Here is a 24,007-nt window from a genome sequence, read left to right as displayed (position 1 = left end):
GAGGTGGTCACCTCCAGGCGGGTCATGATGGTTGCCGAGGGCGGCGCCCATGAGCGTGGAGATCCTCCTGCCCGCGCCCTGACCCGGGCAGGGAGCGCCGTTGTCACCTGCCTCGATTTGGCTTCTCGACATGACAGATAAAAAAACGGGGCGAACCTAGTGGTTCGCCCCTGATGCTTTTTACGTCAACCCCGAGGGGTCAACCCTGTTTGTCTGATGCCGGCTCTGCGTCCTTCGGCGCCTGCCAGCCGCCACCGACGGCCTTGTAGAGGGCGACCTGGTTACTCAGCTGGGCGAGCCGGGTGCTGATGAGCCCCTGCTTGGCGCTGAACAGGGAGCGCTGGGCATCGAGGCGGGTCAGGTAGCTGTCCACCCCTTGCTCGTAACGCACCTCCGCCAGCCTGAAGTAGGTCTGGTTGGCATCCACCAGCGCCTGTTGCGCCTGCAGCTGCTGCGCGTAGTCAACCTGGGCACCGAGGGTGTCCGCGACCTCCTTGAAGGCGGTCTGGATGCTCTTCTCGTAGCTCGCCACCGCCTGCCTGGTCCCCACCTCGGCCACGTCCAGATCCGCAACGCGCTTGCCGCCATCGAAGATGGGCAGATTGATCTGGGGCATGAAGGTCCAGGTGCCGGTGCCGCCGTCAAACAGACCGCTCAGCTGGTTGCTGGCGGTGCCCGCCGTCGCGGTGAGCGAGATGGTCGGGAAGAAGGCGGCGCGGGCCGCCCCTATGTTGGCGTTGGCCGCCTTCAGGTTGTGCTCCGCTGCCAGGATGTCCGGGCGTTGCTGCAACAGGCTGGAGGGAGCCCCCACCGGGATCGGCGCCAGTTTCACCTCGGCCAGGGTGGCCGGTTGTGCCGCCAGCACCGGGATATCGGTGCCAAGCAGCAGGGCCAGACCGTTTCTGTCCTGTTTCACCAGACGCTGGTATTGCGCCTGGCTGACCTTGGCGTTTTCCAGTGCCGTGCGCCCCTGGGCCAGCTCCATCTCGGAGGCGGCGCCCAGGCGGTATTTGTGCTCGGTCAGGGCATAGCTCTCCTGCTCGGTGGCGAGGGTCGCCTGGCTCAGGGCCAGCAACTCCTGATCCGCCAGCAGGGTGAAGTAGGCATTGGCCACCGAGGCCACCAGCGCAATCTGGGTGCTGCGCTGGGTCTCGATTTGCGCCAGATAGGTCTCAAGGGCCTGATCTTTCAGGCTCTGGATCCGGCCAAACAGATCCAGCTCATAGGCGGTGATGCCGATGTTGGCGCCGTACTGGCTGCTGATGGTGCCCTGCCCCGTACTACTGAGATCGTCGGATCCCTGCTGGCGGGTGCCGCTGCCACTGGCGGCCAGGGTCGGCAACTGGGCCGCCCGCTGGATACGGTATTTCGCCTCGTAGGCCTCGACGTTGAGGGCTGCCAGGCGCAGATCCCGGTTGCTCTCAAGGGCGGTGCCGATCAGCGTCTGCAGGGCCGGGTCCTGGAACTGCTGGCGCCAGGGGGCAAGTTCCCCCTTGGCGGCCAGGTCAGCTTGCCAGGAGGCGCCTTGGGGCAGCTCGGGGCGCTGGTAGTCGGGGGCCATGGAGCAGCCCCCCATCATCAGGGTCACGCCCAGGGCGATCAGGGTCTTAGTCATGGTTGATCTCCTTGGTGTGGACACTCTCTTCCCCGGCATGCTTGCGTTCGGTGAAATAGCGCATCACCAGCACAAAGAACAGCGGCACGAAGAAGATGGCGAGCACGGTGGCACTGATCATCCCCCCCATCACGCCGGTCCCGATGGCGTTTCGGCTGCTGGCGCCCGCCCCGGTGCTGATCACCAGGGGCAGTACCCCCAGGATGAAGGCGAGCGAGGTCATCAGGATGGGGCGCAGGCGCTGACGCGAGGCCTCCACCACCGCATCCCCGAGCCTCATCCCCTTGTCGTGCAGCTCCTTGGCGAACTCGACGATGAGGATGGCGTTCTTGGCCGACAGCCCGATCGTGGTGAGCAGGCCCACCTGGAAGTAGACGTCATTCTCAAGCCCGCGCAGGGTCGCGGCCAAAATGGCCCCCAGCACCCCGAGCGGCACCACCAGCATGACCGAGAACGGAATGCTCCAGCTCTCGTAGAGGGCGGCCAGACAGAGGAAGACCACCAGGAGCGAGATGGCGTACAGGGCCGGCGCCTGGGAGCCTGCCTGACGCTCCTGGAAGGAGAGGCCGGTCCACTCGATGCCGATCCCTTCCGGCAACTGCTTCACCATCTCCTCGATGGCCGCCATGGCATCACCCGTACTCTTGCCAGGGGCCGCCTCACCGACGATCTCCATGGCGGAGACACCGTTGTAGCGCTCAAGACGGGGCGAGCCGAAGCTCCACTCCGTGCTGGCAAAGGCGGAGAAGGGCACCATCTGGCCCGCGCTGTTGCGCACGTACCACAGCTTCAGATCTTCCGGGTTCATCCGGAAAGGGGCATCCGCCTGCAGATAGACCTTCTTGACCCGGCCTCTGTCGACGAAGTCGTTCACATAGGAGGAGCCCCAGGCCGCCGACAGGGTGTTGTTGATGTCGGTGATGGAGAGCCCCTGGGCCAGCGCCTTCTCGTAATCGATCTTGATGTCGAGCTGGGGTGTGTCTTCCATCCCGTTCGGGCGTACCCGCACCAGGTTGGGATCCTGCGACGCCATGCCGAGCAACTGGTTGCGCGCCTGCATCAGCTTCTCGTGACCCAGACCGCCTCGGTCCTGCAGGAAGAAGTCGAAGCCGGTGGCCGTGCCGAGTTCCGGAATGGGGGGCAGGTTGAAGGCGAAGACCTGGGCTTCCTTGATGCTGAACAGGAACCCCATGGCGCGGCCGATGATGGCATTGGCGCTGCGCTCTTCTCCCTTGCGCTCGCTCCAGTCCTTGAGCTTGATGAAGGCCATGCCACTGTTCTGACCGCTACCGGCGAAGCTGAAGCCCGCCACCGTCAGCACGGAGTCCACGTTCTCCTTCTCGTTCTCGAGGAAGTAGTCGCGCATCTCCCCGAGCACCACCTCGGTCCGCTCCTTGGTCGCCCCCACCGGGAGCTGCACCATGGACATGATGACCCCCTGATCCTCTTCCGGCAGGAAGGAGGTGGGCATGCGCATGAAGAGCACCGCCAGCACCGCCAGCATAGCCAGATAGATGATGCCGTAGCGGGTGCCCTGCTTGATCACCTTGCGCACGCCGTTCTGGTAACGGTTGGCGTTGGTGTCGAAGAAGCGGTTGAACCAGCCGAAGAAGCCGCGCTGGGCGCCGAATTCACCGTGCTTCATGGGTTTGAGCAGGGTGGCGCACAGGGCCGGGGTCAGGATCAGGGCCACCAGCACCGAGAGCACCATGGCCGAGACGATGGTGAGGGAGAACTGGCGATAGATGGCACCGGTAGAGCCACCGAAGAAGGCCATGGGCACGAACACCGCCGACAGCACCAGGGCGATGCCCACCAGGGCGCCGGTGATCTGGGTCATGGACTTGCGGGTCGCCTCGAGGGGGGAGAGATCCTCCTCGCTCATCAGACGCTCCACGTTCTCCACCACCACGATGGCGTCATCCACCAAGAGGCCGATGGCGAGCACCAGACCGAACATGGTCAGGGTGTTGATGGAGAAGCCGAAGGCTGCCATCACCCCGAAGGTGCCGAGCAGGACCACGGGCACCGCGATGGTCGGAATCAGGGTTGCCCGGAAGTTCTGCAAGAACAGATACATGACGCAGAAGACCAGGAAGATCGCCTCGATCAGGGTCTGCACCACCTCCTCGATGGAGATCTTCACGAACGGCGTGGTGTCGTAGGGATAGACGATCTCCATGTTGGCCGGGAAGTACTCGGAGAGTTCACCCAGCTTGGTCCGCACGTGCTCGGCGGTGTCCAGGGCGTTGGCACCGGTCGCCAGCTTGATGGCGACGGCGGCGGTGGCCTGGCCGTTGTAGAGCGCGGTCGCGTCGTAGTTTTCACCGGCAAGCTCGACCCGGGCCACGTCCTTGAGCTGGACCTTGGAGCCGTCCTGGTTCACCCGCAGCAGGATGTTGTTGAACTCCTCCACGGTGGAGAGCCGGGTCTGGCCCATGATGGTGGCGGTAAATTGCTGATCGCTCACCGCAGGGGTCCCCCCCAGCTTGCCGAAGGCAACCTGGGCGTTCTGGGCCTTGATGGCGGCCTGAATGTCGGCCGGGGTCATCTGCACCCGGTTGAGCTTGTGAGGATCGAGCCAGACGCGCATGGAGTACTGGCTGCCGAACAAGGTGATGTCACCGACCCCGTCCAGACGGCTCAGGGGCTCCTTGATGTTGGCTACCACATAGTCCGCCAGGTCATCGTTGGTCATGGCGCCATCGGTGGAGATGAAGGCGGCCACCATCAGGAAGCTGCTGGAGGTCTTCTGGACCCGCACGCCCTGTTGCTGCACCTCTTGGGGCAGGAGCGACATGGCCTGTTGCAGCTTGTTTTGCACCTGCACCTGGGCGATGTCGGGATCCGTACCCGGCTTGAAGGTGAGGGTCACGCTGACGTTCCCTGACGAGTCGGATTGCGCCGACATGTAGAGCAGGTGATCCAGACCGGTCATGTTCTGCTCGATGATCTGGGTCACCGAGTCTTCTACCGTCTTGGCGGAGGCCCCCGGGTAGCTGGCGGAGATGCCAACCGCCGGCGGGGCGATGGTCGGGTACTGGGCCACCGGCAGGCCGATGATGGCCATGGCCCCGGCCAGCATGATCACCAGGGCGATCACCCAGGCGAAAATGGGTCTATCTATAAAAAAACGTGCCATGAGGCGACTACTCCATCCTACTGCTTGGTTGCCGGGGTCTGTTGTGCGCTGTTGCCGGCACGTTCAGTGGGCGCCACCACGACCCCGGGTTTGACTTTCTGCAGACCGGCGACGATCACCTTCTCGCCAGCCTTGAGACCGGACTCCACCACCCAGCTGTCGCCGGACATGCGGCCGACCTGCACTTCACGCAGTTCCACCTTGTTGTCCGCCGTCACCACCATGACGGTGGCACCGCCCTTGGGGGTACGGGTCACGGCAGTCTGGGGCACCAGCAGGCCTTGCGGGCGCTCGCCCTCCTGCAAGGTGGCGCGCATGAACATGCCGGGCAGCAGCAGTTGATCCGGGTTGGGCACGATCACCCGCAGGGTCACCATGCCGGTCGCCTCGTCCACGGTCACGTCGGAGAACTGGAGGGCTCCTTTCTCGCCATACTGGCTGCCATCTTCCAACTGGAAGCTGACACCGGCCCCGTCCTTCTCCCCCTGGGTCAGCTTGCCCTCGGCCACCAGGCGCTTGAGGCGCAGCAGGTCGGCGGTGGACTGGCGCACGTCCACGTACATGGGATCGAGCTGGGAGATGGAGGTGAGGCTGTCCGCCTGCTGGGCGGTGACCAGGGCACCCTCGGTCACCGCCGACTTGCCGATGCGGCCGCTGATGGGGGCCGTGATGCGGGTGTAAGCCAGGTTGATGTTGGCGGTCTGCAATGCGGCCTTGGCGGCCCCGATCTCGGCCAGCTGCTGTTTCCAGGCCGCGTCGGCGTCGTCATACTCCTGGCTGCTGATGGCTTTCACCTTCACCAGCTCGGCGTAGCGCTGGGCCTTGAGGCGGGCGCTGCGCTCGTTGGCCTCGGCCTTGGCGAGGTTGGCCTTGGCGGAAGCCACTTCGGCCTGATAGACGGCGGGATCAATCTGATAGAGCAGCTGACCGGCCTTGACGTCGCTCCCCTCGGTGAACAGGCGCTTGAGGATGATGCCGTTCACCTGGGGACGCACCTCGGCCACCCGCAGGGGGGCGGTGCGGCCGGTGAGCTCGGACAACAGTTGCAGGGGGGCCGTATGGAGGGTGACCACGTCCACGGCGGCGGGAGGCATCTCCCCCATGGCCTGCTGGGCCCCGTCCTTGTCACCACAGCCAGCCAGCAGGCCGCTTGCCAGCAAGGCAAGGCCGACCGAACGTGCGAGAATATGTTTATGCATCAAGTCTCTGAACCTCAGTTTCAATCAAAAAGAAGTGACAAAACCACAGGGTTTATAAGGCCCCTGTTGGTAAAACGGCGAAGATGAGGCAATATACATACATTCATGAATGTATGTAAGAAACTTTTTTCACTTTTAAACAGGACCGGAGTCAATGGCCAGACGCACCAAAGAAGAGGCGCAGCAAACCCGCTGCAACATCATGAGCACGGCCCTGGATCTCTTCTGCCAACAGGGGCTGGCACGCACCAGCCTGACCGATATCGCCAAGGCGACGGACCTCACCCGGGGCGCCATCTACTGGCACTTCAAGAATAAAGAAGAGCTGTTCGTCACCCTGTGGGAGGAGCTGTGTGCCCCCCTCTCCCACCAGCTCGATGCCTGCGTCGACGAGGCGGAGCCGGATCCCCTGGGCAAGCTGCGCAGCTTTCTCAAGGAGGTGATGCTCAAGATCAGCACCGAGCCCGCCCACCAGCAGATGTTCACCATCATGTTCAATCTGGAATCCATGGAGGGAGAGGCCGCCGTCATGCGCGAGCACATGCACCTGCAATCCATGAATTTCTTCCGGGATCTGGAGATCACCCTGGCCAATGCCGTGCGTCGTGGCCAACTGCCCGAGGGGCTGGATCTGCGCCGCGCCGCCACCCTGCTCCACTGCACCCTGGACGGCTACATCATCAACTGGCTGCACTTCCCGGATCGCATCGATCTGATTGAGGAGTCGGACTTCCTCCTCGATACCCTGTTCACCCTCATCGCGAGCCCCACCCTTCGCCGCCACCCCTGAGTCGGCAAGACGCGCCGCCCCCGCCAATGCTCAACAGCCGGGGGCAAACCTGCTAGAGTAACGCCCCCCACCACGATGAGCCCGACACCCTTGCCACACGCCCCCGCGCCGGCGCACGACGCCGCCCCTCGCCCCGCCCTCGTGGCAGGCGCCCATGCCCCCTTCCTGGCCCTGCTGGGCAACGGCCGTCATCTGCTGGAGGCCGGTTGCGGGGCAGGAGAGGATCTGCGCCTCTTTCGCCAGCAAGGCCTCACCGTGACCGCCTTCGATGCGAGCCGGGCGCAGGCCGCTGCCGCCTCGCGCCTGTGCGGTCAGCCGGTGCGAGTCTGCCGCGTCGAGCAGATGCAAAGCGTCGTTCCCTATGACGGCATCTGGGCCAGCGGCTCCCTCCCCTGTCTACCCGAGCACGAGATAGCCCCGGCGCTCGGTCATCTGGCCACCCTGCTCAAGGCCGGGGGCCCCCTCTACGCCTCCTTCCCCCACGGGAAGGGCGAACCGCTGCCACGGTCGGGGGAATATCCCCTGCAGACCCGGCTCGACGAGGCGGGGCTGCGACGCCTGATCGCTCCCCTCCCCTTCACCCTGCACCACGGCTGGGTGGGGGAAGATGAGGTGAACGGCCCCTGGCTGCACGCCTTGCTGGTGCGGCGCTGATCCGCGAAAGCCCCCGAGGGCAGTGACACCTCACGGCATTCAGCCCGTTAACAATATTTAACCCTGAGTTAACCACCATAAAGCAGACAAGATGCGGTGTTTGTGTTAAAAAGCGGCATTAAAATCAAAATTAAATAACAAATCAGACACCAACACCTGGATTCCCCCATGAAACTCGTTCTCAATCTGGTTGCCGGTATCCTCGCCGGCCTGCTGCTCGGTCTCTATGCCCCCGAATGGGTCGCCCGCGTGCTGTTCACCGCCAAGACGGTGATAGGCCAGCTCATCACCTTCACCATCCCGCTCATCATCCTCTTCTTCATCATGAGCGGCATCGCCAGCCTGCCGAAGAACTCCGGCAAGCTGCTGGGCAAGACGGTGGGGCTCTCCTACTGCTCCACCATACTGGCGGGCCTGTTCGCCTTCACCGTGGCGAGCCACCTGATCCCGCACCTGACCACGGCCGCCGAGCCCACCGCCGAGGCAGCCACCAAGCTCGCTTCCTACATCAACCTCGAGATCCCGCCCCTGTTCGGGGTGATGTCGGCCCTGGCCGCCGCCTTCGTGTTCGGCATCGGCATCAGCGCCACCCAGGCCACCGACCTGCGCCGGGTCGCCGATCAGGGCCGTGACATCATCGACCGCCTGCTGGCACGCGTGATCATTCCCCTGCTCCCCTTCTACATCGCCGGCGTCTTCGTCGAGATGACGGTGGAAGGCACCGTCTTCGCCACCCTCAAGACCTTCGGAGTGGTGCTGGTGATGGCCATCGTCATGCACTGGATCTGGCTCTGCGTCCTGTTCGTCGGCACCGGCCTCGCCCAGGGGCGCTCCCCCGTCATGCTCATCAAGAACATGCTGCCCGCCTACTTCACCGCCCTTGGCACCATGTCCAGCGCCGCCACCATTCCGGTGGCCCTGCAAGCCAGCAAGCGCAACGGCGTGAGCGACGGCATCGCCAACTTCACCGTGCCCCTGTGCGCCACCATCCACCTGTGCGGCTCCACCATCACCCTGGTGACCTGCGCCACGGCGGTGATGTTCCTCTCCGAACACCTGGCCATTCCGGGCTACGGCACCATGGTGCCCTTCATCATGATGCTGGGCGTCATCATGATTGCCGCGCCGGGCGCACCGGGTGGCGGTGTCATGTCCGCGCTCGGCCTGCTCACTTCCATGCTCGGCTTCGGTGAGGCCTCCATCGCCCTGATGATCGCCCTCTACCTGGCCCAGGACAGCTTCGGCACCGCCTGCAACGTCACCGGTGACGGCGTCATCGCCCTGTGGGCCGACCGCTTCGCCCGGGGCGAGCCAGCACTCAGCACCGAGCAGGACGCAGCCTGATAGCGCAGGCAATAAAAAACGGGAGCCATCGGCTCCCGTTTTTCGTTGGCGCAAGAGGGCGTCTCAGCCCCGGCGACGGATCACCCCTTCCTGCATGGTGCTCGCCACCAATACCCCATCCCGGGTGAAGAACTGGCCGCGCACCAGACCCCGACCGCCGCTGGCGCTCGGGCTGTCCACCACGTAGAGCAGCCAGTCGTCCAGCCGGAACTCCCGGTGGAACCACATGGAGTGATCGATGGTGGCCACCTGCATGTCCGGCTCCCAGTAGGAGACCCCGTGGGGCTGCAGGGCGGCGAACAGGAAGTGGAAGTCGGAGGCATAGGCCAGCAGGTAGTTGTGGACCCGCTGATCGTCCGGCACCGGGCCATTGGCCTTGAACCAGGTGTAGCGAAGGGGCTCGTGGACATCCGGGCGAATGGGGTCCACCAGAGTCACGGGGCGAATTTCGATGGGCTTCTCGCACAGGATCTTGTCCCGCAGGGCCGCCGGGATCATCTGCTCGTAGGGACGCACCAGCTCCAGCTCGCTCTTGAGCTGCTCGGGAGGCGTGATGCCGCCCGGCATCTTCGCCTGGTGCTCGAAGCCCTCGGCTTCCACCTGGAAGGAGGCGTTGAGGTAGAAGATGGGCTTGCCATTCTGGATGGCCTTGACCCGGCGGGTGGAGACGGTCTGGCCGTCGCGGATGTTCTCCACGTCGTAGACGATGGGCTTGTTGGCATCCCCGGGGCGCAGGAAGTAGGAGTGGAAACTGTGGACCTGGCGGTCGCTTGCCACCGTCTGCTTGGCGGCTGACAAGGCCTGCCCCATCACCTGTCCGCCAAACACGGATCGCAACCCGAGATCCTGGCTCTGGCCCCGAAACAGGCCCTCCTCGATCTTTTCGAGCGCCAGCAACGCCAGCAGCTCATCCAGTACCTTGCTCATTGGTTTCTCCTGTCTTTGTGCGCGAAAGGCTAACAAGCCCGTCCCGGCAGGGCAACCATCCTGATGCACATCCCCGTCTGCAACCTCCTCCCCTTCAAAAAAGGGAAGTGTATGGCGCTTTCCAGCCCGTACAGAGGGCACTCTGGCCCCCTCCCCTGGCAAGGGGAGGGCTGGGGTGGGGTCAGACGCGATCAAGCCATGCGCGAATAGAGACAACCACCCCGGGTAGATTTTCCATCACCTCCCTGTTGCTAAATCTCAGTACCGTCAGCGACAGGGCCGCCATGTAGGCATCCCGTCGCTTGTCATGACGCAAACCCCGCATGTCGAAATGGCTGTCGCCATCAACCTCAATGACCAACAACCGCCCGGGGCAGTAAAAATCCGCAATGTATGGGCCTATACCTTGCTGACGGCGAAACTTGACTCCGAGTTGCCCAGCCCGAAGCGCCTGCCACAATCGCCGTTCAGGCTCTGTTGGATTGTTTCGCTGTTCACGCCGTTTATCCAGCGTGGCCTCGCGGTTGAAAACACGAACTGGCTTCTCGTTCATGACAGTATTCCTCCGACTATGACCCCTGTCAGCATAACAACTACTCACCCCCTCCCAGCCTCCCCCTTCAAAAGGGGGAGGAGCTTGTCTGGCCCTTTCTCTCCCCTGTGCGATTCAGTCTCAAGGAGCCCGGCAGGAGCAGAAAACAAAAAAGCCCGCACCTTGGGATGCGGGCTTGTGGCGTGTCCGGGGCGAGCGACCCGTGGCGGCGGCTTACTTGCTGCCGGTGCCGGAATTGCGGGTGGAGGAGGTCGGCTTGCGACGGGCGGTGGTGGCACGGGCGCGCGGCTCCTTGCCCTGCATCTCCTTGTGGCGCTTCACGGCGCGACGGATCTGGGCGGCCTGCTTGTGGCGGGTGCTCTTGCCATCCTGCTGCAAATCGACCTTGGACTCGGTCTCGTTGGGCAGGTTGACCAGGCCGCGCAGGTAGTTCACCTCGGGGAGTTTCAGCTCCTGCCAGCCACCGCGGGGGATGCCGCGATCCAGCTTGACGTCGCCGTAGCGGATACGCATCAGGCGGCTCACCTGCACTTCCTGGGATTCCCACAGGCGGCGCACTTCCCGGTTACGGCCCTCGGTCAGGGTGACGTTGAACCACTGGTTCAGCCCTTCACCGCCGGCCGGCTTGATCTTGTTGAACTTGGCCATGCCGTCTTCCAGCTGCACGCCCTTGCGCAGGCGCTGCAGCATGGCTTCGGTGATCTCGCCAAAGACGCGCACCGCGTATTCCCGCTCCACTTCGTGGCTCGGGTGCATCAGCCGATTCGCCAGCTCGCCGTCGGTGGTGAACAGCAAGAGGCCTGAGGTGTTGACGTCGAGACGGCCCACCGCAATCCAGCGGGCGCCATCCATCTTGGGCAGACGATCAAACACGGTGGGACGTCCTTCCGGATCGTGGCGGGTGCACATCTCCCCTTCGGGCTTGTGGTAGGCCAGCACGCGGCAGATCACTTCCTCTGCGGCGCGGGTCTTGACCTGGTGGCCATCCACCCGGATCACGGCGTTCACTTCGACGCGATCCCCCAGCGTGGCGACCTTGCCATCCACGCTGACCCGACCTGCGGTGATCAGGGCCTCCATCTCACGACGGGAGCCTTGACCCGCGCGGGCCAATACTTTTTGCAGTTTTTCACTCATCGGGTTTACCTGATTGTTGATCGCTGCCCGCCGACATCGCGGACAACCTTGGCTCTTGTGAGAAGGCCCCGTTGGCCTCCCCACCATGTTCATGCTCAGCACGGCCTGCCAGAGGCTGACCGTCACCGCCCTCGCCCGGCATGAGCGACAAGGGGGCCTGCAGCTCGGGATCCAGCTCGGGGAGCTGCTCCAGACTCTGCAGGTTGAAATAGTCCAGAAATTCACGGGTGGTGGCGAGCAGCTCGGGGCGACCCGCCACCTCCTTGTGGCCGATGCTGCGCACCCAGCCACGCTCCTTGAGGGTGTTGACGATCTGGCTCGACACCGCCACCCCGCGGATGGCTTCTATCTCCGCCCGGGTGATGGGCTGACGATAGGCAATCAGCGTCAGCGTCTCCATCACGGCGCGGGAATAACGGGGAGCCCGCTCGCTCCACAGGCGCGACAGCTCCTCGGCATACTCCTGGCGGGCCTGGAAACGCCAGCCGGAGGCCACTTCTTTGAGCTCGACCCCCCGCTCGCTGTAATCCTGTCTGAGCTCTGCCAGCAGCAGCTGGACATAGCGGCCGGTGACCGGGTAGTCCGAGAGCACGCTGCCCTTGATTTCGCTCACCGTGAGGGGACGCCCCGCCACGAAGATCGCCGCCTCGATCAGGGTCTTCAATCGTTCAGCAGGCAGCGCCACGGTGGACCTCCCGGGTCCACGCCCCTGGCGCCGCCCCTCGCTCAGTGTAGATGCTCATGCTCCTCCCCTTTCCCCTGACTGGCCAGGGCAAAATGGATGGGGCCCAGGGGCTCCGCCTGCAAGATCCAGATCAATTGCTCCTTGCACAGCTCCAGCAGGGCCAGGAAGGTCACCAGCACCCCCATGCGCCCCTCCTCGGCCCGCAGCACCTGCTCCAGGCGCAGGGTCTGGCCCAGGGAGAGCATGGCGAGGATCTCCGCCATTCGTACCCGGGTCGGGATCTGCTCGCGGCGGATCTGGTGATGTTCAAAATGAGTCGCGCGTTTTACCACACTTTGCATGTAAAGGGCGAGTTCAACCAGAGAAACATCGGGCGCCAATGGCTTCAAGGCACCAAAATCCGGCGCCATGGCGGCGGCGACGAAGATCTCCCGCTCCACCCTCGGCAGGGCATTGACCCGCTCCGCCCCCAGCTTGTAGCGCTCGTACTCCTGCAGGCGACGAATGAGGGTGACGCGAGGGTCTTCTCCCTCCTCCTCGTCTTCCAGCTCCGGGGCCTTGGGCAGCAGCAGGCGGGACTTTATCTCCGCGAGCCAGGCCGCCATCAGCAGGTATTCCGCCGCCAGCTCGAGGTTGAGACCCTGCATCAGATCCACGTACTCCATGTACTGGGCGGTGATCTGCAGGATGGGCAGGTTGAGGATATCGAGCTGCTGGCGCCGGATGAGGTAGAGCAAGAGATCCAGCGGCCCCTCGAAGGTGTCGAGAAACACCTCCAGCGCATCGGGGGGGATGAACAAGTCCTGGGGCAGCTCATGGTAGGGCTGCCCCAGCACGGTGGCGATGGGCGGGGGAAGGGAAGCCTCCCCCGTCGTGCCCGCGGGGGTTGTCAGCGCGGGCACGGGGTCGGCAAGATCACTCAAACGGCGTCGGATCCCCGGCACCGCGGCGACGCAGCACTGGCTCGTCGTCGGAGAAATCCACCACAGTGGTGGGCTGCTCGCCCAGATACCCGCCGTTGACCACCAGATCCAGCTGCTTGCCGAGCTTGTCGGCAATCTCCTCGGGGTCGAACTCCGCCATCTCGGAGCCCGGCAGGATCAGAGTGGTGGAGAGCAGCGGCTCACCGAGGGCCTCGAGCAAGGCCAGCGCGATGTTGTTGGCCGGGACCCGGATGCCGATGGTCTTCTTCTTCTCGTTCATGAGGCGACGCGGCACCTCCTTGGTGGCCTTGAAGATGAAGGTGTAGGGTCCGGGGGTGTTGTTCTTGACCAGCCGGAAGGCGGTGTTGTCCACCTTGGCATAGGTGGAGATCTCCGAGAGATCCCGGCACACCAGGGTGAAGTCGTGGTTCGGCTCGATGCGACGGATGCGGCAGATGCGCTCCAAAGCATCCTTGTTGCCCATCTGGCAGCCCAGGGCGTAGCCGGAGTCGGTGGGATAGACGATGACGCCGCCGTTTTGCAGGATCTGCACCGCCTGGCTGATGAGGCGAACCTGGGGATTGTCGGGATGTACGTAAAAATGCTGACTCATATGCTCTTCTCGCGATAGGGGGCACGCTCGTTGCCCGCTTCATGGTCAAGGGCCCCTTGGCCCATGACACTACCTTAACCTGTTTGACGCAGACTCGCCTGCATCAAAGATGCCGGCCAGGGGGGTCAGCGGCTGGCCAGCAGGCCCGCATGCTCCTCGGGGGTGAGCCCGAAATGACCGGGGTGACCGAGCCACAGCGGCATCCCCTCCTTGGGGAGCCAGAGGTGGCGGCCAAGCTCGGTCCAGTTGGAGGGGAAGTGAAAATCGGACCCCACCGAAATATAGAGATCGTGCTCCCTGGCCCACTGGCCGAGATTCGCCCGCTCCTGGGGGCTCTGCTGGGGCAGGGAGACCTCCATGGCATCCCCCCCGACTGCCTTGAAGGCCACCAGCAGCCGCTTGATCCACTTGGCGGTGAGATTGTAGCGGCTCGGGTGGGCCAGCACCGCCAGCCCGCCTGCGGCGTGGATGGCCTCGATGGCCTCCCCCATCCCGGGCCACTCGGCGGGCACATAGCCCTTGTTGCCCCGGCTCAGGTACTTCTTGAACACCTTCTGCATATTGTCGGCCACCCCGCGCGCCACAAGCACCCGGGCAAAGTGGGCCCGGGTCACGGCGGCGTCACCGGCAAGCTGCTTGGCCTCTTCATAGGTGCCCGGGATGAGGCACTTCTCCAGACGACGCCCGATCTCCTCGGCGCGCGCCTCCCGGCGGGCTCGCTGCCCTGCCAGAAAGGCGAGCAACTGGGGATTTTTCTCGTCCACCCCGAGGGCCACGATGTGGATCTCGTGATGCTCCCACCCGGTGGAGATCTCCACCCCGCTCACCAGGCGCAGTGGCAACTGGTCGGCCGAGATGGTCTGGCGCACCTCCTCAAGCCCGTCGAGGGTATCGTGGTCAGTGACCGCTAACACCTCCACCCCTTTTTCGGCGGCGCGGCGCACCAGGTCGGCGGGGCTCAGCACCCCGTCCGAGGCGGTGGTGTGGCAATGAAGATCGAATCTCATCGGCGTGTTTCGCTCTTGTTTGGGACCTGCCTGGAAAAGGCCGGCAAAAAAGCGACTTGACTTGGCCGCGGCTTTATCGTTTTCTGTAGGCACTTCATTGCAAACATCTTTTTACAGGACTCAATCTCATGCAAGCGACTTCCATCCTGACCATCTGGTGGTGGCACACTCCCTGACATGCGGGCGTGTGGTCGTTGCTGTACCTGTAATCTGACAGCAAGTTAAGAACCCAAAGAAAAAGCCCGCTGACCCCAGCGGGCTTTTTTATTATCCGGCAAATGGACCTGTGATGAAACCGACAATTCAGAGAAGCACACTGACATGGCGATGGCGAACTCGCTGACGTGACCCGAACCCGACCCATTTTCAAGAGAGACAGCGCCATGACCATCGGTGACACACAACACATGCAAGGGAAGGCATTATGACAGGCAACAAGACCCGTTTGCCCCTGGGCGAATTCGATACCATCCGGCTCAATGCCCCCTATGTGACAGACCCCCTGGCACTCTATACCCGACTCTGCCAGGACAGACCCAACAACCTACTGCTCGAATCGGTGGAGATCGACTCCAAGGCCGGTACCCAGAGCCTGCTGCTGGTGGACGCCTGCCTGCGCATCGAGTGCCGCGGCCGCGCCGTGCAGGTGCGCCCCCTCGGCGACAACGGCGCCGCCCTGCTGCGCCTGCTGGAGCAGCGCCTGCCCGCCGTCATCACCCAGACCCGGGTGGCGGACGAGCTGCACCTCGACTTCCCGGCGTCCGATCGGGAGCTTGACGAAGACAGCCGCCTCAAGGGCAGCAGCGTGCTGGACGTGCTGCGTACCCTGCAGCGGGAGCTGCAATGCCAGCAGGGCAAAGAGGCCCTCTTCATGGCGGGCAGCTTCGCCTACGACCTCATCGCCTCCTTTGAAGACTTGCCCGAGGTGCCAGAGGGGAGCAACGACTGCCCTGACTACTGCTTCTATGTGGCCGAGACCCTGATCACCATCGATCACATCAAGCAGAGCACCCAGTTGCTGGCCTGCCTGTTCGGTGGCGAAGAGGATGAGCAGCTGGACGCGCGCTACGCCCGCCTGACCGCTCGCCTCGAGTCCTTCAAACAGGCCTGTCAGCAGCCGCTGCCTGCGCCGCAGGGCACGGCGCCGCTGACCGGCGCCCTGGCCGTCGACAAGGGAGACAAGCAGTTCTGCGCCGAGGTCGAGAAGCTCAAGGGCTTCATCCGCCGTGGTGACATCTTCCAGGTGGTGCCGTCCCGCAGCTTCTCCCTCCCCTGCCCGGATCCCGTCGCCGCCTATCGCCGCCTCAAGCAGACCAACCCCAGCCCCTACATGTTCTACGTGCAGGACGAGGGCTTCACCCTGTTTGGCGCCTCCCCCGAGAGCGCAGTCAAGTTCTGCGCCAACAGCCGCCAGGTGGAGATGTACCCCATCGCCGGTACCCGCCGCCGCGGCCTCAACCCGGACGGCAGCATCAACCTGGATCTGGACGGCCGCATCGAGCTGGAGCTGCGTCAGGACGAGAAAGAGGTGGCCGAGCACCTGATGCTGGTGGATCTGGGCCGCAACGACATCGCCCGCATCTCCGCCCCCGGCACCCGCTACGTCAAGGATCTGCTGAAAGTGGATCGCTACAGCCACGTCATGCACCTGGTCTCCCGGGTGGTGGGCACCCTTCGCGCCGACCTTGACGCCCTGCACGCCTACCAGGCCTGCATGAACATGGGCACCCTGACCGGAGCCCCCAAGCTGCGCGCCAGCGAGCTTATCCGCATGGTGGAAGGCAAGCGTCGCGGCAGCTACGGCGGCGCCGTGGGTTACCTGAACGGCGCAGGGGAAATGGACACCTGCATCGTCATCCGCTCCGCCTTCGTGAAAGAGGGGGTCGCCCATGTCCAGGCCGGCGCCGGGGTGGTCTATGACTCCAAACCCCAGGCCGAGGCGGACGAGACCCGCGCCAAGGCGGCGGCCGTGCTGGCCGCCATCGCTGCCAGCCATGGCACCTCCCTGCAGGCCCTCAGCGCCCAGCAGGAACAACACAAGGACGTGAGCCATGACTAACATCTTCCTGCTCGACAACTTCGACTCGTTTACCTACAACCTCGTCGACCAGTTCCGCACCCTGGGCTACCCGGTGCGCATCTACCGCAACAGCCTGCCTGCGAGCCGCATCATGCAGGAGATCGACGCCTGCGAAGGGGACGCCGTGCTGGTGCTCTCCCCGGGGCCGGGCGCTCCCCATGAGGCGGGCTGCCTCATCGATCTCATCAAGCTGGCCCGGGGCCGGGTGCCCATCCTCGGCATCTGCCTCGGTCATCAGGCCCTGTGTGAAGCCTACGGCGGCACCGTCGGGGCGGCGGGGGAAATCGTCCACGGCAAGCGCTCCCTCATCGAGCACAACGGCCATGGCGCCTTCGCGGGGCTGCCGAGCCCCTTGCCGGTGGCCCGCTACCACTCCCTGGTGGCCACCTATGTGCCACAAGAGTTGCAGGTGATTGCCCACTATCAGGGCATGCCCATGGCCATCGAGCAGCGTGACGAGCGGGTGCTGGGCTTCCAGTTCCACCCGGAATCCATCATGACCAGCGAAGGGGCCCGCCTGCTCACCCAGGCCCTCGCCCATGTCACCCGTCCAGAAAGCCACGTGCGGTAAGGAAGAGACCATGCATCAACATCTCAATACCCTCTATCAGGGTCAGTCTCTCACCCGCGACGCCGCCCGCGATGCCTTCGGCCAGGTGGTTCGTGGTGAAGTGGATCCCATCGTGCTCGCGAGCCTTTTGACCGCCCTCAAGATCAAGGGGGAGACCCCGGAGGAGATCGCCGGCGCCGCCGAGGCGCTGTTGGCCGAAGCCCGCGACTTCCCGCGCCCGGACTATGCCTTCTGCGACATCGTCGGCACCGGAGGGGACGGCCTCAACACCATCAACGTCTCCACCACCTCGGCCCTGGTGGCCGCCGCCTGCGGCTTGAAAGTGGCCAAGCACGGCAACCGCTCGGTCTCGAGCAAGTCGGGGTCGAGCGATCTGCTCGACAAGATGGGGATCAAGCTCGACATGAGCCCGGCCCAGGCCCGCCGCTGCCTGGACGAGCTCGGGGTCTGCTTCCTGTTCGCCCCCCAGTACCACGCCGGGGTGCGCCACGCCATGCCGGTGCGCCAGGCCCTCAAGACCCGCACCCTGTTCAACGTGCTGGGGCCGCTCATCAACCCCGCTCGCCCCAGCTTCCAGCTGATGGGGGTCTATGCCCCCGAGCTGGTGCGCCCCATCGCCGAAACCCTGCTGGCACTCGGCCTGAAAACCGGTATGGTGGTGCACGGCGCCGGCCTCGATGAGATTGCCATCCACGGCCCGACCCAGGTGGCGGAGATCCGCGACGGCGAAATTCGCGAGTACTTGCTCACCCCGGCGGACTTTGGCCTCGACACCTACCCGGTCAGCGCCATCCAGGGCGGTGAGCCCGAGGAGAACCGCGCCATCACCGCCGCCATCCTGGAAGGGCGCGGCAGCCCGGCCCACAACGCCGCCATCGCCGCCAACGTGGCGCCGCTCCTGGTCATGGCGGGCGAGGCCCCGGACTTTCGGCAGGCCGCCGCCCGGGTGCTGACGGTGCTGGCAAGCGGCCAGGCCGCCCTCCTCGCCCGGGATCTCGCCACCCTGAGCCATCAGGAGGCATGATGTCAGCCACCACCACAGCGTGCCCCAGGGGCACTCACCCAGAACGCCCGACGGGCAACAGCCAGCTTCGCAAGGATAACGAGATGTCAGATGTCATTGCTCCCCACGCCTTTCTGAACATGGCCTCCATCAGCCAGACCATTCTCGGCAAGATCGTGGCGGCCAAGCAGGAGTGGGTCGCCGCCCGCAAGGAGAGCCAGCCCCTGGCGAGCTTCCAGGACGCGCTCACCCCGAGCGATCGGGACTTCGAGGGGGATCTGCGCCAAGGCTCCACCCGCTTCATTCTGGAGTGCAAGAAGGCCTCCCCCTCCAAGGGCTTGATCCGCAACGACTTCAGCCCGGAGGCCATCGCCGACATCTATGGCCACTACGCCACCGTCATCTCGGTGCTGACGGACGAGAAGTTCTTCCAGGGGGATTTCGCCTTCCTGCCCCGGGTACGGGGCCGCGTCCAGCAGCCGGTGCTCTGCAAGGACTTCATGATTGACCCCTATCAGGTCTATCTGGCCCGCCACTATCAGGCGGACGCCATCCTCTTGATGCTCTCGGTGCTCACCGACGAGGGGTATCGCGCCCTGTTCAAAGTGGCGAAAGAGTTGGGCCTCGGGGTGCTCACCGAGGTGAGCAACGAGGAGGAGCTGACCCGCGCCATCGACCTCGGCGCCCCGGTGATTGGCATCAACAACCGGGATCTGCGGGATTTGAGCGTCGATCTTGCCCGCACCCGGCAGCTGGCGGCCAGGATCCCGGGGGATCGGGTGGTGATCAGCGAATCCGGCATCAACCACCGCGCCCAGGTGGCGGCCCTGCGCCACCACGCCAAGGGCTTCCTGGTGGGCTCTTCCCTCATGGCGGAGCCGGATCTGGAGGCCGCGGTACGCAAGCTCGTGCTCGGCCAGAACAAGGTGTGCGGCCTGACCCGTCCCGAGGACGCCGCCGCCGCCCATCAGGCGGGTGCCGTGTTCGGCGGCCTCATCTTTGTGGCGAAAAGCCCGCGCTACGTGGACATTCCCGCCGCCCGCGCCGTGATGGCGGGTGCGCCGCTCTCTTACGTCGGGGTGTTTCGCAATGCCCAGCCCGCCACCATCGCCAAGACGGTGGATGCGCTGGGGCTCGCCGCCGTGCAACTGCACGGGGATGAAGACGCCGCCTATATCGAGACCCTGCGCCCCCTGCTGCCGGCAGGCTGCCAGATCTGGAAAGCGGTTGGAGTCACAAGTGGCGAGCCCCTGCCAGCCCTCGACTACCCGGCGGATCGCCTGCTGCTTGATACCAAAGTTGGCAGCCAGAGCGGCGGCACCGGTCAGGCGTTCGACTGGACCCTGCTGGCCCACCTCGATAAAGCCCGGCTGATGCTGGCGGGGGGCCTCAACCCCGACAACGCCCTCGAGGCCGCCCGGGTGGGCTGTCTCGGCCTTGATTTCAACTCCGGGGTGGAGAGTGCCCCAGGCAGGAAGGATGCTCACAAGCTGACGGCCGCCTTTGGCGCCCTGCGCCAACTGTGAGCGCCCCCGTGACTCATTCAACGAATTAATGAACTGCGTTTGCCCATAAGCACAAGGAATAATGTATGACCCTGCTCAATCCGTTTTTCGGTGAATTTCGTCGATGACATGTATGTGCCCCAGCCATACGCCTCAGCCCGCCAAGGCTCATACCTGATCTCAATTGCAGAATGTAAAGGAAGATAACCATGACCCTGCTCAATCCGTTTTTCGGTGAATTTGGTGGTATGTATGTGCCCCAGATCCTCATCCCCGCCCTGCTCCAGCTGGAGAAGGCCTTCGTCGATGCCAAGGATGATCCGGCTTTCGTCGCCGAGTTTCAGGCGCTCCTGACCGAGTACGCCGGTCGCCCGACCCCGCTCACCCTCACCCGCAATTTGACCAGGGGCACCAAAACCCGCCTCTACCTCAAGCGTGAAGATCTGCTGCACGGCGGCGCCCACAAGACTAACCAGGTGCTGGGTCAGGCCCTGCTTGCCAAGCGCATGGGCAAGCACGAAATCATCGCCGAGACCGGCGCCGGTCAGCACGGTGTGGCCACTGCGCTGGCCTGCGCCCTGCTCGGCCTCAAGTGCCGGGTCTACATGGGGGCCAAGGATTGCGAGCGCCAGAAGCCGAACGTGTTTCGCATGAAGCTGATGGGTGCCACCGTGATCCCGGTGCACTCCGGCTCCAGCACCCTCAAAGATGCCTGCAATGAGGCTCTGCGGGACTGGGCTGCCAACTATGAAACCGCCCACTACCTGCTCGGCACCGCCGCCGGCCCCCACCCCTTCCCCACTATCGTGCGGGAGTTCCAGAAGATGATCGGGGAAGAGGCCAAAGCCCAGTGCTTCGAGAAGGAGGAGCGCCTGCCGGATGCGGTGATCGCCTGCGTTGGCGGCGGCTCGAATGCCATCGGCATGTTTGCGGACTTTATCGATGAGCCTTCCGTGCGCCTTATCGGGGTCGAGCCGGGTGGTCACGGCATCGAGAGCGGCGAGCACGGGGCGCCGCTCGGTCACGGCAGCAAGGGGGTCTTCTTTGGCATGCACTCCTTCCTGATGCAGGACAACCAGGGCCAGATCCAGGAGTCCTACTCCGTCTCGGCGGGGCTGGACTTCCCCTCCGTCGGCCCCCAGCACGCCCACCTGGCCGCCATCGGCCGCGCCGAGTACCCCTCGGTGACCGACAAGGAGGCGCTGGACGCCTTCCAGGAGCTGGCCAAATCCGAAGGCATCATACCCGCGCTGGAGTCCTCCCACGCCCTGGCTCATGCCCTCAAGATGGCCCGCAGTGAACCGGAAAAAGAGCAGGTGCTCATCGTCAACCTCTCCGGCCGTGGCGACAAAGACATCTTCACCGTTGCCGACATCTTTGAAAAAGAAGGAACCTTGTCATGAACCGTTACGCACAACTCTTCTCCCGTCTGGACAAGGCCAATCAGGGCGCCTTCGTGCCCTTCGTGATGCTGGGTGACCCCACCCCCGAATTGTCCCTGGCCATCGTCGATGCCCTGGTCGAAGGGGGCGCCGACGCCCTCGAACTCGGCATTCCCTTCTCCGATCCGGTGGCAGACGGCCCCACCATTCAGGGCGCCGCCCTGCGTGCCTTTGCCAGCCACACCACCCCGGACGACTGCTTCGGCCTGCTCGCCCGCATCCGCGCCAAGTACCCGCAGCTGCCCATTGGCCTCCTGGTCTACGCGAACCTGGTCTATGTGCGCCACATCGACGGCTTCTACGAGAAGTGCCAGCAGGCAGGGGTGGACTCCGTGCTGGTGGCGGACGTGCCGGTGCAGATGTGCGAACCCTACAAGGCGGCCGCCGACAAGTTCGGCATCGACAGCATCTTTATCGCCCCGCCCAACGGCGATGCCGAGACGCTCAAGGCTGTTGCCGAGCTGGGCTCCGGTTACACCTATCTGGTGAGCCGCGCCGGCGTCACCGGTGCCGAGACCAAGGCCGGCATGCCGGTGGAGGGTCTCATCAACACCTTGCGCGAGTTCAACGCCCCACCCGCCCTGCTCGGTTTTGGCATCAGCGAACCGGCCCAGGTACGCGATGCCATCAAGGCTGGCGCCGCCGGTGCCATCTCCGGCTCCGCCGTGGTGAAGATCATCGAGACCCACCACCAGAACCCGGAGCATATGCTCACCCGTCTGAAAGAGTTTGTGGAAGGGATGAAGGCCGCCACCAATCGATAAGGGACGGCATTGGCCAAATGCCATTGGCCGTGAGTGATCCGGCTGCGTATTCGCCTTACGCATAGCGGCATAGCGGCATAGCGGCATAGCGGCATAGCGGCCATCGTTGTATCACCCTATCAACGCATCAAAGGGAGCCTGACCGGCTCCCTTTCTCTTTTCTGCTTGCTGCCGCTCCCGACGTCTTTGTCCCCTCTCCCCTTGGGAGAGGGCTAGGGTGAGGGGAGCCAGGGTTCCCCGAAGGTTATCGATGTGATAGGTGCCCGTAGGTTCGCATAGGGTCGCGTATTCGGACGTTCGCGATCCGGGCGGAGTTAATCCGAACTCCCAATCCTGCGGATGCCCCTGATGGCGTGGCTTTGCCACGCAGGATGCGAGGACTCCGTCCTCGACGGGGTTTCGCCCGCCCTTCGGGCCAGGGCGAGTGACTTTGGAAAGACCCAAAGTCACCAAAAGTCTTCTCCCCCGCCAAGCCGCCCGCCTACGGCGGATTCCCTCATCTCGCTCTCTGGGTCGGACGGAACGCCGCAGATGGTACATCCCTGTACCAACTGCGGCTGCGCCGTCATCCCTGACGGCACCCCTGACCCATTGAGCTCGACTCGGCGGCTTGGAGGGGGATCAAGACAAGACAGTGCCAACCCACAGCTCCCGTCTAACTGCAAACAAGCTCCCTCTCCCCTTGGGAGAGGGTCGGGGTGAGGGGAATGTCAGCACTCTCTACAAACCCAACAGCCCACTTAAAACGGCAGTTGCTCACTAATTCGTTGAGCCAGCTCCAATTTCTATCAACCCCCCCTTTCCATGTCTCAGTCCGGCCCCTTAAGATGGCAAACGACAATCCATCTCTCGGAAGAACACCATGACAGTGATTGTTGCTATCTCGCAGGTGAAAAGCAGCGGTCTGGGAGCTGAAACTCAGGGGCGGTAGCCTTACCGGAAAAAACTAACAAACCAGGTAATAAAAGCATTGACCTCAACGGCACCGAGTTCTTGCGGGTGTCACTGTTGATTAAAACGTATGAAATTGCGGATCTAGTACCAGTAGGACTATTCAGTACGGATGCTGTAGTGATGCAAACGCATAGCTATCCTGACCTGTTCACGCAGTCAGGTTTAGCGGTGATGTCCATGACTAGCCCTAAACTATTTTTTATACAGTGGTGACTGATAGAGTAAACATAGGGGTCAAAGTAATACATTAAATTATAAGAGACCGACTGGTAATGTTTTGATTTAATTTGATTTTTTTCATGACAACTATCAGAGCAGAGCGGGGTTATATGGAAGGCTTTGCTATCGGATTAGTTCCGCCTTCTATCTAATCACTGTTATACGCCAAGTATCTAATCAATAAGAGGAGATTAAGGATTTTGAAACATGAATAGCGATCAGATATGGCTTAAGTCGACTGCTGCGCTATGTATTGTGATGCTAATACTATATATTTACGGGATCATTTGGCGAAAGCGGAACTTTGATTTGAACATGATAGTACCGCTTTTGCTTGGTTGTGCAGCGAGTATAGCTGCAATTAAAATGATCGTTCTAGCATTTACTTTACCCAGAGAAATTCAAGGTACAGAGGTAGCATCTTTGATTGACTCTGGAAGCATTTTTGTCGGTGGAATCGTTTTTTTTCTAACTGCTCTATATGGCTCTATCAAAATTGTTGTTGAAGCTTTTGAGCCTAAAAAATCAAATACAAGTGGGAATGATGGTAATGGAGAGTAGCTTTACTCAAAAATATACAATGATGTTAACAGTGATGGTTGCAGTAACAACTGCATTCTTAGCTTCATTTTTAATCTTGCAAAAAGAAATCAAGCCTCAAACTGACGAATTGGTTAGGATTGAGCGAGTTGAAAAGTTAGTGAATGAGCTAGAATCCACGCTTTCACTACAAAAACAAGTATTGGAGCTAAAAGAAGAGAATAAAAGGCTAGCTGAAATGGTTGCATTCTACAAAGAGAAGAATGAGTTTCTAACAAAACAATTGTCAGATGTATCGAAAAATTAACGTATAACAAACTGTTTAAGAGTGATTTGCAAC

Annotated in this window: 21 protein-coding genes; 11 read left to right on the top strand and 10 right to left on the bottom strand. The window is 62.9% G+C overall.

Translation table 11 applies throughout. From position 1 onward, the window contains the following. Nucleotides 1-199: 199 nt before the first annotated feature. The 3 genes from ACB037_RS06260 to ACB037_RS06250 are packed head-to-tail and all read right to left on the bottom strand — an operon-like array spanning nt 200 to nt 5,956. Nucleotides 200-1,615, bottom strand: a complete 1,416-nt coding sequence (locus ACB037_RS06260; protein ID WP_268453192.1) for an efflux transporter outer membrane subunit — start codon at nt 1,613-1,615, stop codon at nt 200-202. After that, on the bottom strand, nt 1,608-4,757 hold the full coding sequence (locus ACB037_RS06255) for an efflux RND transporter permease subunit (protein ID WP_010673711.1): 3,150 nt from the start codon (nt 4,755-4,757) through the stop codon (nt 1,608-1,610). The genes ACB037_RS06260 and ACB037_RS06255 overlap by 8 nt, the downstream gene beginning before the upstream one ends. 17 nt (nt 4,758-4,774) lie before the next feature. Beyond that, nucleotides 4,775-5,956, bottom strand: a complete 1,182-nt coding sequence (locus tag ACB037_RS06250) for an efflux RND transporter periplasmic adaptor subunit (RefSeq protein WP_010673710.1) — start codon at nt 5,954-5,956, stop codon at nt 4,775-4,777. A gap of 154 nt (nt 5,957-6,110) precedes the next feature. Between ACB037_RS06250 and ACB037_RS06245 the strand changes: the two genes are divergently transcribed. From ACB037_RS06245 to ACB037_RS06235, 3 genes are all read left to right on the top strand, one after another. Beyond that, on the top strand, nt 6,111-6,746 hold the full coding sequence (locus ACB037_RS06245) for a TetR family transcriptional regulator (protein ID WP_010673709.1): 636 nt from the start codon (nt 6,111-6,113) through the stop codon (nt 6,744-6,746). 90 nt (nt 6,747-6,836) lie between these two features. Continuing rightward, nucleotides 6,837-7,400, top strand: a complete 564-nt coding sequence (locus ACB037_RS06240; protein ID WP_223954481.1) for a bifunctional 2-polyprenyl-6-hydroxyphenol methylase/3-demethylubiquinol 3-O-methyltransferase UbiG — start codon at nt 6,837-6,839, stop codon at nt 7,398-7,400. A gap of 168 nt (nt 7,401-7,568) precedes the next feature. Next, nucleotides 7,569-8,744 (top strand): dicarboxylate/amino acid:cation symporter, encoded by a 1,176-nt coding sequence (locus ACB037_RS06235; protein WP_042014198.1) that lies wholly within the window; start codon nt 7,569-7,571, stop codon nt 8,742-8,744. A 63-nt stretch (nt 8,745-8,807) separates the two neighbouring features. Here ACB037_RS06235 and tesB read toward each other — a convergent pair whose 3' ends face one another. The 7 genes from tesB to ACB037_RS06200 all read right to left on the bottom strand — a co-directional run bounded on the left by tesB (nt 8,808) and on the right by ACB037_RS06200 (nt 14,589). Next, nucleotides 8,808-9,671, bottom strand: a complete 864-nt coding sequence (tesB, locus tag ACB037_RS06230) for an acyl-CoA thioesterase II (protein WP_041214836.1) — start codon at nt 9,669-9,671, stop codon at nt 8,808-8,810. Between the two features lie 181 nt (nt 9,672-9,852). Beyond that, a complete protein-coding gene (locus ACB037_RS06225; protein ID WP_039039189.1) occupies nt 9,853-10,224 on the bottom strand; it encodes an endonuclease domain-containing protein in 372 nt (123 codons plus the stop codon). A 213-nt stretch (nt 10,225-10,437) separates the two neighbouring features. Next, the gene (gene rluB / locus ACB037_RS06220) at nt 10,438-11,361 is read right to left on the bottom strand and encodes a 23S rRNA pseudouridine(2605) synthase RluB (protein ID WP_039039190.1); all 924 of its coding nucleotides are present in this window, start codon (nt 11,359-11,361) and stop codon (nt 10,438-10,440) included. Then, a complete protein-coding gene (gene scpB / locus ACB037_RS06215; protein WP_102948670.1) occupies nt 11,354-12,046 on the bottom strand; it encodes an SMC-Scp complex subunit ScpB in 693 nt (230 codons plus the stop codon). The genes rluB and scpB overlap by 8 nt, the downstream gene beginning before the upstream one ends. A gap of 41 nt (nt 12,047-12,087) precedes the next feature. Then, complete coding sequence (locus ACB037_RS06210; RefSeq protein WP_010673703.1) at nt 12,088-12,969, bottom strand: ScpA family protein; 882 nt, start codon at nt 12,967-12,969, stop codon at nt 12,088-12,090. Continuing rightward, a complete protein-coding gene (locus tag ACB037_RS06205) occupies nt 12,962-13,582 on the bottom strand; it encodes an L-threonylcarbamoyladenylate synthase (protein WP_010673702.1) in 621 nt (206 codons plus the stop codon). The genes ACB037_RS06210 and ACB037_RS06205 overlap by 8 nt, the downstream gene beginning before the upstream one ends. 125 nt (nt 13,583-13,707) lie before the next feature. Then, nucleotides 13,708-14,589: a PHP domain-containing protein gene (locus tag ACB037_RS06200; protein WP_039039192.1), complete on the bottom strand. Its 882-nt coding sequence runs from the start codon at nt 14,587-14,589 to the stop codon at nt 13,708-13,710. Between the two features lie 424 nt (nt 14,590-15,013). Here ACB037_RS06200 and ACB037_RS06195 point away from each other — a divergent pair, with 424 nt between their 5' ends. The 8 genes from ACB037_RS06195 to ACB037_RS06160 all read left to right on the top strand — a co-directional run bounded on the left by ACB037_RS06195 (nt 15,014) and on the right by ACB037_RS06160 (nt 23,974). Next, nucleotides 15,014-16,648, top strand: a complete 1,635-nt coding sequence (locus ACB037_RS06195) for an anthranilate synthase component 1 (RefSeq protein WP_041213211.1) — start codon at nt 15,014-15,016, stop codon at nt 16,646-16,648. After that, nucleotides 16,641-17,240 (top strand): aminodeoxychorismate/anthranilate synthase component II, encoded by a 600-nt coding sequence (locus ACB037_RS06190; RefSeq protein WP_039039194.1) that lies wholly within the window; start codon nt 16,641-16,643, stop codon nt 17,238-17,240. The genes ACB037_RS06195 and ACB037_RS06190 overlap by 8 nt, the downstream gene beginning before the upstream one ends. Before the next feature lie 10 nt (nt 17,241-17,250). Continuing rightward, nucleotides 17,251-18,264 (top strand): anthranilate phosphoribosyltransferase, encoded by a 1,014-nt coding sequence (gene trpD, locus ACB037_RS06185; protein ID WP_113736249.1) that lies wholly within the window; start codon nt 17,251-17,253, stop codon nt 18,262-18,264. Continuing rightward, nucleotides 18,264-19,769 carry a bifunctional indole-3-glycerol-phosphate synthase TrpC/phosphoribosylanthranilate isomerase TrpF gene (gene trpCF / locus ACB037_RS06180; RefSeq protein WP_371175048.1) on the top strand — a complete coding sequence of 502 codons (1,506 nt, stop codon included), beginning with the start codon at nt 18,264-18,266 and terminating at the stop codon, nt 19,767-19,769. The genes trpD and trpCF overlap by 1 nt, the downstream gene beginning before the upstream one ends. A gap of 188 nt (nt 19,770-19,957) precedes the next feature. Further along, a complete protein-coding gene (gene trpB, locus ACB037_RS06175; RefSeq protein WP_202042250.1) occupies nt 19,958-21,151 on the top strand; it encodes a tryptophan synthase subunit beta in 1,194 nt (397 codons plus the stop codon). Continuing rightward, nucleotides 21,148-21,954, top strand: coding sequence for a tryptophan synthase subunit alpha (trpA, locus tag ACB037_RS06170; RefSeq protein ID WP_039039197.1), 807 nt, complete (start codon nt 21,148-21,150; stop codon nt 21,952-21,954). Before trpB ends, trpA begins: the two co-directional genes overlap by 4 nt. Nucleotides 21,955-23,334: 1,380 nt before the next feature. Next, entirely contained in the window at nt 23,335-23,688 is a 354-nt protein-coding gene (locus tag ACB037_RS06165) for a hypothetical protein (protein WP_371175047.1), read from the top strand. Then, entirely contained in the window at nt 23,678-23,974 is a 297-nt protein-coding gene (locus ACB037_RS06160) for a hypothetical protein (RefSeq protein ID WP_371175046.1), read from the top strand. The genes ACB037_RS06165 and ACB037_RS06160 overlap by 11 nt, the downstream gene beginning before the upstream one ends. Nucleotides 23,975-24,007: the final 33 nt, after the last annotated feature.

This window comes from Aeromonas sp. S19(2024) (genome assembly GCF_041402625.1).
In the GTDB taxonomy this organism is placed as follows: domain Bacteria; phylum Pseudomonadota; class Gammaproteobacteria; order Enterobacterales; family Aeromonadaceae; genus Aeromonas; species Aeromonas caviae.
The sequence above is the reverse complement of the archived record's forward strand: the minus strand, read 5'-3'. Positions and strand labels throughout refer to the sequence as shown.

What these genes read in the sequence shown, in the direction of transcription:
- ACB037_RS06260 (WP_268453192.1), bottom strand. Translation starts at nt 1,615, where the DNA reads ATGACTAAGACCCTGATCGCCCTGGGCGTGACCCTGATGATGGGGGGC.
- ACB037_RS06255 (WP_010673711.1), bottom strand. Translation starts at nt 4,757, where the DNA reads ATGGCACGTTTTTTTATAGATAGACCCATTTTCGCCTGGGTGATCGCC.
- ACB037_RS06250 (WP_010673710.1), bottom strand. Translation starts at nt 5,956, where the DNA reads ATGCATAAACATATTCTCGCACGTTCGGTCGGCCTTGCCTTGCTGGCA.
- ACB037_RS06245 (WP_010673709.1), top strand. Translation starts at nt 6,111, where the DNA reads ATGGCCAGACGCACCAAAGAAGAGGCGCAGCAAACCCGCTGCAACATC.
- ACB037_RS06235 (WP_042014198.1), top strand. Translation starts at nt 7,569, where the DNA reads ATGAAACTCGTTCTCAATCTGGTTGCCGGTATCCTCGCCGGCCTGCTG.
- tesB (WP_041214836.1), bottom strand. Translation starts at nt 9,671, where the DNA reads ATGAGCAAGGTACTGGATGAGCTGCTGGCGTTGCTGGCGCTCGAAAAG.
- ACB037_RS06225 (WP_039039189.1), bottom strand. Translation starts at nt 10,224, where the DNA reads ATGAACGAGAAGCCAGTTCGTGTTTTCAACCGCGAGGCCACGCTGGAT.
- rluB (WP_039039190.1), bottom strand. Translation starts at nt 11,361, where the DNA reads ATGAGTGAAAAACTGCAAAAAGTATTGGCCCGCGCGGGTCAAGGCTCC.
- ACB037_RS06205 (WP_010673702.1), bottom strand. Translation starts at nt 13,582, where the DNA reads ATGAGTCAGCATTTTTACGTACATCCCGACAATCCCCAGGTTCGCCTC.
- ACB037_RS06200 (WP_039039192.1), bottom strand. Translation starts at nt 14,589, where the DNA reads ATGAGATTCGATCTTCATTGCCACACCACCGCCTCGGACGGGGTGCTG.
- ACB037_RS06195 (WP_041213211.1), top strand. Translation starts at nt 15,014, where the DNA reads ATGACAGGCAACAAGACCCGTTTGCCCCTGGGCGAATTCGATACCATC.
- ACB037_RS06190 (WP_039039194.1), top strand. Translation starts at nt 16,641, where the DNA reads ATGACTAACATCTTCCTGCTCGACAACTTCGACTCGTTTACCTACAAC.
- trpD (WP_113736249.1), top strand. Translation starts at nt 17,251, where the DNA reads ATGCATCAACATCTCAATACCCTCTATCAGGGTCAGTCTCTCACCCGC.
- trpCF (WP_371175048.1), top strand. Translation starts at nt 18,264, where the DNA reads ATGTCAGCCACCACCACAGCGTGCCCCAGGGGCACTCACCCAGAACGC.
- trpB (WP_202042250.1), top strand. Translation starts at nt 19,958, where the DNA reads ATGACCCTGCTCAATCCGTTTTTCGGTGAATTTGGTGGTATGTATGTG.
- trpA (WP_039039197.1), top strand. Translation starts at nt 21,148, where the DNA reads ATGAACCGTTACGCACAACTCTTCTCCCGTCTGGACAAGGCCAATCAG.
- ACB037_RS06165 (WP_371175047.1), top strand. Translation starts at nt 23,335, where the DNA reads ATGAATAGCGATCAGATATGGCTTAAGTCGACTGCTGCGCTATGTATT.
- ACB037_RS06160 (WP_371175046.1), top strand. Translation starts at nt 23,678, where the DNA reads ATGGAGAGTAGCTTTACTCAAAAATATACAATGATGTTAACAGTGATG.